The sequence below is a fragment of the Rhodomicrobium udaipurense JA643 genome (assembly GCF_000636015.1).
Lineage (GTDB): Bacteria > Pseudomonadota > Alphaproteobacteria > Rhizobiales > Rhodomicrobiaceae > Rhodomicrobium > Rhodomicrobium udaipurense.
Genome location: NZ_JFZJ01000002.1, coordinates 69,690 through 79,472, shown reverse-complemented (window position 1 = coordinate 79,472; position 9,783 = coordinate 69,690). Strand labels below are relative to the sequence as shown.

At 62.7% G+C, this 9,783-nt stretch carries 10 protein-coding genes; 5 read left to right on the top strand and 5 right to left on the bottom strand.

Annotation, left to right across the window (positions count from 1 at the left end):
* Positions 1-228 (bottom strand): hypothetical protein (locus T281_RS00865; protein ID WP_037232663.1); only part of this gene is annotated, 228 nt, incomplete at its 3' end.
* A 383-nt stretch (positions 229-611) separates the two neighbouring features.
* Here T281_RS00865 and T281_RS00860 point away from each other — a divergent pair.
* On the top strand, positions 612-1,838 hold the full coding sequence (locus T281_RS00860) for a hypothetical protein (protein ID WP_052036882.1): 1,227 nt from the start codon (positions 612-614) through the stop codon (positions 1,836-1,838).
* Between the two features lie 137 nt (positions 1,839-1,975).
* Here the strand turns inward: T281_RS00860 and T281_RS00855 are convergent, their stop codons facing one another.
* From T281_RS00855 to T281_RS18055, 4 genes are all read right to left on the bottom strand, one after another.
* Positions 1,976-2,227, bottom strand: a complete 252-nt coding sequence (locus T281_RS00855) for a hypothetical protein (protein ID WP_013418424.1) — start codon at positions 2,225-2,227, stop codon at positions 1,976-1,978.
* On the bottom strand, positions 2,227-3,066 hold the full coding sequence (locus T281_RS00850; protein WP_037232661.1) for a DNA/RNA non-specific endonuclease: 840 nt from the start codon (positions 3,064-3,066) through the stop codon (positions 2,227-2,229). The genes T281_RS00855 and T281_RS00850 overlap by 1 nt, the downstream gene beginning before the upstream one ends.
* A 162-nt stretch (positions 3,067-3,228) precedes the next feature.
* Positions 3,229-3,621, bottom strand: a complete 393-nt coding sequence (locus tag T281_RS00845) for a hypothetical protein (protein WP_013418422.1) — start codon at positions 3,619-3,621, stop codon at positions 3,229-3,231.
* A 332-nt stretch (positions 3,622-3,953) separates the two neighbouring features.
* Positions 3,954-4,487, bottom strand: a complete 534-nt coding sequence (locus tag T281_RS18055) for a septal ring lytic transglycosylase RlpA family protein (protein ID WP_199502272.1) — start codon at positions 4,485-4,487, stop codon at positions 3,954-3,956.
* A gap of 511 nt (positions 4,488-4,998) precedes the next feature.
* Here T281_RS18055 and T281_RS00830 point away from each other — a divergent pair.
* The 4 genes from T281_RS00830 to ribD all read left to right on the top strand — a co-directional run bounded on the left by T281_RS00830 (position 4,999) and on the right by ribD (position 9,780).
* Entirely contained in the window at positions 4,999-6,561 is a 1,563-nt protein-coding gene (locus T281_RS00830; RefSeq protein WP_037232655.1) for a hypothetical protein, read from the top strand.
* A gap of 206 nt (positions 6,562-6,767) precedes the next feature.
* Entirely contained in the window at positions 6,768-8,069 is a 1,302-nt protein-coding gene (gene glyA, locus T281_RS00825) for a serine hydroxymethyltransferase (protein WP_013418419.1), read from the top strand.
* A gap of 38 nt (positions 8,070-8,107) precedes the next feature.
* The gene (gene nrdR / locus T281_RS00820; RefSeq protein WP_037232653.1) at positions 8,108-8,587 is read left to right on the top strand and encodes a transcriptional regulator NrdR; all 480 of its coding nucleotides are present in this window, start codon (positions 8,108-8,110) and stop codon (positions 8,585-8,587) included.
* Positions 8,584-9,780 carry a bifunctional diaminohydroxyphosphoribosylaminopyrimidine deaminase/5-amino-6-(5-phosphoribosylamino)uracil reductase RibD gene (gene ribD / locus T281_RS00815; RefSeq protein ID WP_052036881.1) on the top strand — a complete coding sequence of 399 codons (1,197 nt, stop codon included), beginning with the start codon at positions 8,584-8,586 and terminating at the stop codon, positions 9,778-9,780. The genes nrdR and ribD overlap by 4 nt, the downstream gene beginning before the upstream one ends.
* The last annotated feature ends 3 nt before the right edge of the window (positions 9,781-9,783 follow it).

Here is a 9,783-nt window from a genome sequence, read left to right as displayed (position 1 = left end):
CACCGTGTCGGACGCGTCGCCTGAGCCAGCCGGGCTCGCGGACTGGACAAAATCGCCTGTCTCGGCGGCTTCCGCGCTGTCGGTCAGCGCCGAGTTGATCGGGGCATTGCGGATGCTGAGCCCGGCGCAGCCCGAAAGCGCGACGGCGGCTCCAAGACACGCAGCGGCTGCGGCGAGGACGCTAACCCGCGCGGAAACTCCGGCACGAATGGCAAAAAACGGCGGCAAAATCGCTACCCTCTAGTGGTCCGATTCCGACATTTGCATCGTTTTACGGCGCACTCGCGAGCAAATGTCGGAATCGCGAGGACCACTAATGCGCCTTCCAAAGGCATTGGCCAGTCTCGCTGACCGGCTTCACCGTCTCCGGAACCCGCGCCAATGCGCGACGGAAACGAAATCATCAGCCAAGTGAGTTGCATCACGGACACGTCCAAAATGTGGCGTCGCACAAATTCGGTCAGCGCGAGGCAGGGCTCGTGGCTTAAAGTAGAGACGGGTGTTTTCGGATGTCTCGGATCGCCGTTTCGGGTATAGTGGGGCCGATGTCTAAGCCTTTCTCACGGTTAACTCTTTCGCGTCTGCGAGGGTTTTCCCGCGCATGCATTTGCGTGCTCGCGCTGGCTCTCTCTTTGCCATTTGCCGCAATATCTTACGCGCAGACGCCGCTTCAGGAGGCCATTGCGCGCCTTTCTCCGCAGCAGCAGGCGATCCTTCACGCCTACGAATCCGCGCGCATCGCCTATGCGAAGTCGGTGGATGCCTATTGGAAGCGCGTGGAGATGAAGCGCAAGCGGCGCAAGGCGAAGATCGCGCGTTCCCTGCCCTTGACGCTCGACGATTACGTCGCCGAGCAGCCCCCCGTCTATAATGGCCCGAAGCGCCCGGCCGACATCATGGCGATGCTGCCGAAGCCGCCTAAACCGCCCGTGACGGACGTGCCGAAGCCGATCCCGGTCGTCTCCGATTTTTTGCGCGAGGCGCAGGCGACTTATGGGTTCCGCCCGGATCGCGTGCCTGAAGACGACTTCATGATCGCCTACGCTCTCGAAGCCGTGAAGCTCGGCCTCAGCCGCGATCAGGTGGTGCGCGTCTACGCGCTGGAGACGGGCGGCATGGGCACGCACGATCTGCAATCCGGCTATAATCCGAGAACCGGGCGAGCCGCTTCGACGGCGCTTGGCTACGCGCAGCTTCTGGCGGCGAATTCCATCGAGCAGGTCCGCAAGGAGGGCGACGAGTTCGCCTCGCGGCTCGAACGGCTGGCGCAAGAACCCGGCATGCCGCGCGAAAAGGCGCAGTCGCTGCTTTACAAGGCGGCGCTCGTCCGCCGCATGAATGCGGACGCCCGACGCGTGCGGGACGGCTGGGCCGCGCACCTCGAATACGCCAAGACGCCGAGGGGGCTCGCCATGCATGCGCTCAACCTTGACGGCGACATCGGCCCGTGGATGCAGGTGATAAAGCTCCGCAGCGTGGTCGAATATGCGCGGAAGAAGGGCCTCGGCAGGCTCAACGGCGCGCAGCTCGAACTCATGAACCTCGCCGGGCCCGGCAGCGGCTTCGAAATGCTGGTGCCGCCCGGTCGCGATATGCCGACCTCGAACTTCTTTGAGCGCGGGGGCTACGAGCGGAACCCCGTCGTGCACGAGAGGACTGGCGCGGAATTGCTGGCAAAGCTCGACGAGATCATGGATCGCAACATCCAGAAGCCGGGCGCGCAGAAATTTGCGGCCATATTCGACCGCATCCAGCGACGTCTCGCGCAGGGCGGACACGCGCAAAGCCGCACGGCCGAGCAATCGCCGCTGTCATTCATCAATCCATTCGCGCGCTGAGGCACGTTCGTTTCACCAATAAGCGACCGGCGCTCCGACGGCATCCTCACGGAATGAACAGGCGGTACGGCTATAGCCCTCACCGTATGGAGCCGATGTCGGCCCCTCGCCAGCCGATGCGCGTCGTCCAATCGACGTTATGCGAACGGGTTCTTCACCTTCGCGGGCGGCTCGGCGGAGGCAACCACGGTCGGCAGGTCGCCGCCTGTCTCAAGTTCCTTGACGATCCGGTCCACCGCCTCTTTCAGCACCTTAGCCGCCTGAAGCCCGGCGCGGTCGCGGGTGATCGCCAGCGTGCCATACACCGAAACGCGGTCCTCGCGGTTCTCGATAGTGAGCCCACCGAGGGTGATCGCGTCCGTCTCGTTCCTGAAAGGCGAAAAGTTCATCATCGTCTCCGGCCGGCCGCCTCGGAGGTCTGGAGCCGACATCCGTAATGCGGCGTTGGCCTCGGCAGGATCATAGCACGTCGGCGCACCGCTCCGTCAAGTTGCGGAAAAGCGTCGACACCAACCTTCGCTTCAAGTTCGTCGATGGAAAGCGTCTCCCACGCCTGGCTGTCGTCATTCGGGGCGAAAAACGCGGCGGCCGCGTTGCGCGACGGCACATAGATCGCCTTGAAGACATGCGTCGGCACCAGCACACGGCCCTTCAGGCTTTCGAGTTCCGCGCCGAGGAAGGCCGGGCCAGTGACGACATATACCGTCTCGCTCTCCGCGATATCCCGCACGGCGGACTCGATGCCCTCCCATAGCACCTCGTTGTTACAGGGGTGCTGTGGGATCATGTTCGCCAGCGAGAACGACTCCTCCTGCCCCTTGCGCGTCGACATATCGCCGTTGGGCGCCATGTGGCCCCGGTCGAAGCCGCTGCGCTTGTAGTCCGTAAGCTCGGCGCGAACCTCCGGCGGAAGCAGCGTCTCGTCGTGGAAGGCGTTCGAGCTGATGCGCGTGAGGGTCTTGGCGGCGGCGACACGCGCGGGCGTCAGCATCTCGGCGGCCCAGAGCGGCGTCCGCGATACGCCCGAATAAAGCACCGCGATTTCGGAGAAGCACAGGCCGTAGGTTTCCCGCGCGAGTTGCTCGCTTTTGATGGCGGGGAACCCGCCGCGATAAAGCTGCGCGTCGCAGCCTCTTTCCTGCGCGTGCCCCGGTGTTGCGTACTGTCCGAGGGCAAGAGCCGCGAAAAGGAGGATCAAAAGCGCCTGCGCGCGGCGGAGCAATGCCATGGACAACCCCGGAATAAGAGCATGAGCTCTTCCGAGGTACGCGATTCGCAAAGCACGCCCTACGGGTTGCGCGAGCGGTGGCCGGCTTATCCCACGCCTTCGCGCGAGCAAAAAAGATGGCCGGAAACCCGGCCATTTTCGTCTAAGATTTGCGTCGAACCGTTATTTGCAGGATTTCGCGAGCCCGTCGAGCACGGTCGAAGCGTCCTCGTCCATCTCGGAATCCATCACGTATTTTTCGAAGTCCGCACCGAGCTTCTTCGCGCCGTCCTGCATCTCCTTGTCGAGCGCTTCGAGCTTCTTCTCGTCCTTCTTCTCGGCAGCGGCCGTGAAGTCGTCCTGAAGCTTCACGAGCTTACAGAACTGCGTCGTCTTGGCCTTGTCGGCCTTGATGCCGTCGACGACCTTCTGGATATCGGCCTTGGTCGCCTTTGGCGCCGCAGGCTCTTCCTTCTGCGCCGGTTCCTTCGCGGGCGCTTCCTTCTGCTGCGCGAGGACGGACGTGGAAACAAAGGCAGCTAAAACCGCGATGGCTGCGGCGAATTTCATGTTCATGAAAGGGGCTCCTGAACGGGATGGATCTTGAAATGCAGCGAGATGGAAGCCGGGGTGCATGATCGATTGGCCCCGATCCTTGCCAAGAAATGGCGGCGATTTCGCGACTCCCAAAATGAATTCTTCTCAACTTTTCCGAATTCCAAGTCGCGAGCCGGAGAGGCGTTCGACTGGCGGAAAAGATCGCACATGAGGATCGAGTGGATCCCCACGCTCACATCGACCGCGAGATACGCCGACGAGGCAGCGAGACAAGCGGCGTGGCCGCGAGAGATGCGGAGAAAGCGGCGCGCCGAGGAACTGTCGCGCTGCCGCTTTCACCGGAGGCTTGCCTAGCGGGAGGCGACCCTGCGCCGTCCGCTGCCCGCATGACGCGACCGCTTGCCAGACTTCGCGTAACGCGCCTTGCCACCCGCCTTGGCGGATCGGGTATTGCGAACCCGCACCGTGCGGGTATTGCTTGACCGGACCATTTCGACAGGCTCGCGGAGTTCCGCGCTTTTAACGGTACGGCTACTGCCAAAGCTCACGACTTCGAGGCAAACCGGCGCCAGACCGTCCATGCCGAGCGCGTTCTTCGCGCCTGTGGACAGGTCGATGATACGCCCGCCCACGAATGGACCGCGGTCGTTGATCCGCACGGTAATGCTGCGTCCGGTCCGCTGATTGCGAACCACGACGCGTGAGCCGAACGGCAGGGTCTTGTGAGCTGCGGAAATGCCCATGTGATTGTAGGCTTCCCCGTTCGCGGTGCGCGAGCCCTCCGAGTAGGTGGAGGCAATGCCGCACTCGGCAAACGCTTGCTGGCTGGCGAGAGACATCGCAGCCATCAGGACAACCGCACGGATACGCTTCACGTTGTTCATCACAACCTTTCCTTGTCAACTTTCGACCGGCGCGATTGAGAGGGTAAATAAGGCGTAAATTAGGAAGCACCCCGCGATTGGCTGGCATGCATATTTTGCATACCACGCTGTAGAGCCTCATTATCCGCCAACGGATACAGGTCGTTAAAATTGTAATGACCCGCGTTAATCTTTTTAAATGTAACGGCTTATGTCAGAACCTGTAAAAAGTTTTCACCGTTTGACACACTCGACTTCAAGGGTTTGTGCGTCAAACCAGCGCACGAATGTTTAAGACTTAAACGGCATCATTTTCCAAGGCGCTTTCGGCGAAATTTCGATTGCGCTCACAAAAAAAGCTGTCGACCGAAATGCTCCGCAAAGTGACCCGCAGGACACACACCCGACCGGGTTCGGAAAGGCTGCGCGTTCGGTCTGCGAACACCTCAAAGATAACTTGCGGCTTGTTGCGAAGAACAGTTGTGTATTGGCTTCCTTGAAATCCTAAGCAAGTAAAAGCCGGGAGACTTGTATGAAGTACTCGCCCGCGAGCATGAGCGCCCTTTCGCTCGGGCTGCTCTCGACCGTCGCCCTTTGGTTGGTGATCCAGCAACACCCGGTGCCCGTAAGCCTCGCCCTGATCCTGGGGCTGTTTTTCGCGCTGCTTCTCCCCGCCGTCTTCATGATCGTTCGCCATCAGACGCGCCTCGATCGGCTTCGCACCGCTGGCCTCATCCGCGAAACGCTCCATCCCGGCCCGCGCACGGACCTCTATTTCGAGTTCCTGAAGCGCAAATACGTCACGCGCGAGGATGATGAGGCGCAGGCGAGCCAAGCCGCGCCCGCACACGCCGTACCCGCGCCTTACCCCTTCACGACGCTGCATGACTGGCTGATTGCGCTGGCCTGCCTCCCCTTCGTGCTCTTCACCGCCGCTGGCTTCTTCGTCCTCTTCCTGCCGGCCGGTCAATTGCCCGACATCCTCGGCGGCTCGCTTGGCGCAAATGTGTTCAGCATCGGCGGCCTCAGCGCGCCCTCGCCGAAGGACTACGAAAACGTCGTCACCATCGCATCGCTCGCTTTCGCCGGTGCGTATCTCTACAGCGTGCGCCTTTTCATCAAGTCGCTGATATCGTTCGACTTCTCCGTGATAACGCCGCTGCGCGCCTTCTTTCACATCCTCTTCGCGGTCATGCTCGCGGTGGTGATCTGGCGCGTCGCTCCGGAGACGAAAACGGTCACGAGCATGCTTTCGACGTCGTCGCAGCAGGTCAAAGCCGAGCAGAAGACGCAAGCCGCCGCCGAAGCGACTGCCATACAAGAGTTGCCCGCTCCGCCTTCCCTGCCGAAAATCTGGCTTCTGTTCGCCTTCGCCATCGGCTTCGTGCCGGATGCGGCCTTCACCTGGGCCGCGCGGAAGGCGCGCCTCACGCTGGATCGCCGCTATTCCGGCTCGAAGCACAACGCCATCACGCCCCTCACCGTCATCGACGGCATCGACTTCATGACGTCCTACCGCCTTGAAGAACGCCGCATCGCAAATGTGCAGAACCTCGCGACCGCCAACCCGATCATGCTGCATGTCGAGACGCCATTCTGTGTCTTTATTATAATGGACTGGATCGCGCAGGCGCAGCTCTGCGCCGCTGTCGGGCCGCAGCGCTTTCTCCTTTTAAGGAAGCTCAACCTCCGGACCATTTTCGATCTCGAACACGCGGTGCTCGATCCGGCTGCCCCGATGGGTCTGAAGCACATGGTCGGCTCGGTCCTGCTCGCGAACGACGGCAAGACCAACATCATGCGCGACTTCGGCATCCGCCCGCTCGACGCGACCTATCGCGATTTCGACAAGGCGCTGTCGTCCTGGGTCAATATCGAGGTCATCGAGCATCTCGTACGGGTGATCCTCGACGATCTGCATGTTCAGCGCCTGCGGCAGGTCTGGCAGGATATCGAGGCGTCGATGCATATCGAGCCCCGCGCGGAGCAGCCCCGCCCGCAGCTCAAGATCCCGGCATCGGCTCCGCCCCCGCGCGCCAACGGACACGCCAACGGCTCAGGCAACGACCGCGAATATTCGCGCGTTTCGGAGTGATTGAGCGACGACTATATATATAAAGAGAGCCTGTTTCCCCGGAGACCAAAGCGTGGCTTTTCCGTCTGGGCGGAGGTGCGGAAACAATTGCCGTCGAATTGCAATCGCAAGCGGCGACCCTCGCAAAATCGGCCCCTTTGATTGCAATCTCGCCGGAAGTTTCTATACTGCCCAGCGCGCAGCACCCATTGCTACTCAGAGGCCGTATGTCCACCGCATCTTCCGCCGTCGCATCTTTTTTTTCCGCGCCGCTTTCCGACGCCGATCCCGACATCTATAAAGTGCTCGGCCGCGAGCTTGAACGACAGCGCGATGAAATCGAGCTGATCGCGTCCGAAAACTATGTGTCCCGCGCCGTGATCGAGGCTGCGGGATCGGTTCTCACCAACAAATATGCGGAAGGCTATCCGGGCAAGCGCTACTACGGCGGTTGTCATGAGGTGGACGTGGCCGAGGAACTCGCCATCGCCCGCGCCAAGCAGCTTTTCGGCTGCGACTTCGCGAATGTGCAGCCTCATTCCGGCAGCCAGGCCAATCAGGGCGTGTTTCTCGCGGTCCTGAAGCCCGGCGACACGATCCTCGGCATGGGCATCGACATGGGCGGCCATCTCACCCACGGCGCCGCGCCGAACCAGTCGGGCAAGTGGTTCAACGCCATTCATTACGGCGTGCGCCGCGAGGACAGCACCATCGATTACGAGCAGGTCGAGCGCCTCGCGAAGGAGCACAAGCCGAAGCTCATCATAGCGGGCGGTTCCGCCTATGCGCGCCAGTTCGATTTCAAGCGCTTCCGCGAGATCGCTGACGAAGTGGGCGCGCTGCTCCTCGTCGACATGGCGCATTTCGCCGGGCTCGTCGCGGGCGGCCAGCATCCAAGCCCGTTCCCGCACGCGCATTTCGCCACGACCACCACGCACAAGACATTGCGCGGTCCGCGCGGCGCGATCATCCTGACGAATGATGCCGACCTCGCGAAGAAGGTCAATTCGGCGATCTTCCCCGGCCTTCAGGGGGGCCCGCTGATGCACATCATCGCCGCGAAGGCGGTGGCGTTCGGCGAGGCGTTGAAGCCGGAATTCAAGCAATACGCGAAGGCCGTGGTCGATAACGCGAAGGCGCTCGGCGCGAGCTTGAAGGAAGGCGGCGTCGATCTCGTCTCCGGCGGCACCGACAATCACCTTCTGCTCGTCGACCTGCGCCCCAAGGGCCTCACCGGCAAGGCGGTGGAAGCGGCGCTCGGGCACGCCCACATTACCGTCAACAAGAACGGCGTTCCCTACGATACCGAAAAGCCGACAATCACCTCCGGCATTCGCGTCGGCTCACCGGCTGGCACCACGCGCGGCTTCGGCGTCGCCGAGTTCTCGAAGATCGGCGGACTGATCGTCGATGTACTGGAAGGCCTGAAGACGGGCGGCGATGCTGCCACCAAGGCACAAGAGAAGGTCAAGGCCGAGGCGCTGGCGCTGTGCGAGCGCTTCCCGATCTATCCGGGCATCAAGGCGTAAAGACAAGCGGCGGGCAACCCGCCAGAGCAGGCCGAACCATGCGGTGCCCTATTTGCGGTGCGCTTGATACTCAAGTGCGCGATAGCCGCCCGTCGGAGGATCACACGGCGATCCGGCGGCGGCGTTCGTGCCCCGAATGCGGGGCGCGCTTCACCACGTTCGAGCGCGTCCAGCTTCGCGAACTGACGATCATCAAGCGGAGCGGACGGCGCGCGCCGTTCGACCGCGAGAAGCTCAGGCGTTCGATCGAGATCGCGACGCGCAAGCGCCCCATCGGCGAGGATCGCATCGAGCAGTTCGTGAGCGAAATCGTGCGCAAGCTCGAAATCTCGAACGAGTCGGAAATCCCCTCCGAGATCGTGGGCCGCCACGTGATGGAGGGTCTGAAGGCGCTCGATGGCGTGGCTTATGTCCGTTACGCGAGCGTCTATCGCGATTTCAGCGAAGCGAAAGACTTCCACCGCGTGCTTGGCGAGCTTGACAGCGCCACCTTCGTGCGCGCCGCGGACGACAAATGAACGACCCTGCCGCAACTTCCCTTAACGCAACGCCAACGACGTCGCCGGATGACGCCGCGCCGTTGCCGCTTTCATCGCCAGTCATCGACGCACTTTGCCGCCGCGCTCTTTTCGTTGCGCAAACCAATATCGGCGCGACCTCGCCCAACCCGAGCGTCGGCGCGGTTGTGGCAGACGCGCGAACCGGCGAGATCATCGCCAGCGCGGCGACCGCGCGCGGCGGGCGTCCTCATGCCGAAGTGCTGGCGCTTCGCGAGGCGGGCGACCGGGCGAAAGGCGCCCTCATTATTACTACACTCGAACCGTGCAGCCATTTCGGGGCGACGCCGCCTTGCTCACATGCGATCGTGAACGCCGGCATTTCTCATTTGATCTACGGCTCGCTCGATCCCGACACGCGCGTCGCGGGCCGAGGGCTCGCTTATGTGGCGCAACACGGCGTACGCGCATCGCGCGGCACGCCCGCTTTCGTGCGCGATTGCGACTGGCTGCACCTCGGCCATTCGTTGCGCGTCACAGAGCGGCGGCCTTTCGTCCAGGTCAAGCTCGCCGTCGACGCTGCGGGCTTCGTACCCCTCGGAAACGGCAAGCCCGTATTCATCACCGGCGATGTCGCCCGCGCGGCGGCCCATCTGCTTCGCGCCCGCGCCGATGCCATCCTCGTTGGCCGCAAGACGGTCGAAGCCGACGACCCCGAACTCACATGCCGCCTGCCGGGCCTCGCCGACCGCTCGCCGGTTCGCGTGGTGCTCGCCTCCCGCTGCAATGTCCCGCCCGCCGCAAAACTCTTCGCCAATGAGCGCCCGCCGGTGTGGATCGTCTGTGGCGACTCGTCGGAGGGCACCGCGTTCTTCGGCCGCCCCGGCGTGCGCGTGCTCGACATCGGCGCGTCGCTCACGGGCCGCCTTAACCTGCGGCTCGCGATGATGCGGGTCGCGGCGGAAGGCACCACGCGCCTTCTCGTCGAAGGCGGGCCATCCACCGCACGCGGCTTCATCGACGCCGGACTTGCCGACGAAGTCATCATCATGCGGGGCGCGCAGACACTCGACCCGCAGGCGGGCATGCCGCCTTTCGGCGACCGCGGCCTCGACCTCGTTGCCGCCTCGCCCCAATTCACGCTGTTCGACAAAAGAAAAGCGGGCGCGGACACGATTTCCATTTATCGCTCAACCGCACACTGGCAGAATTGACGC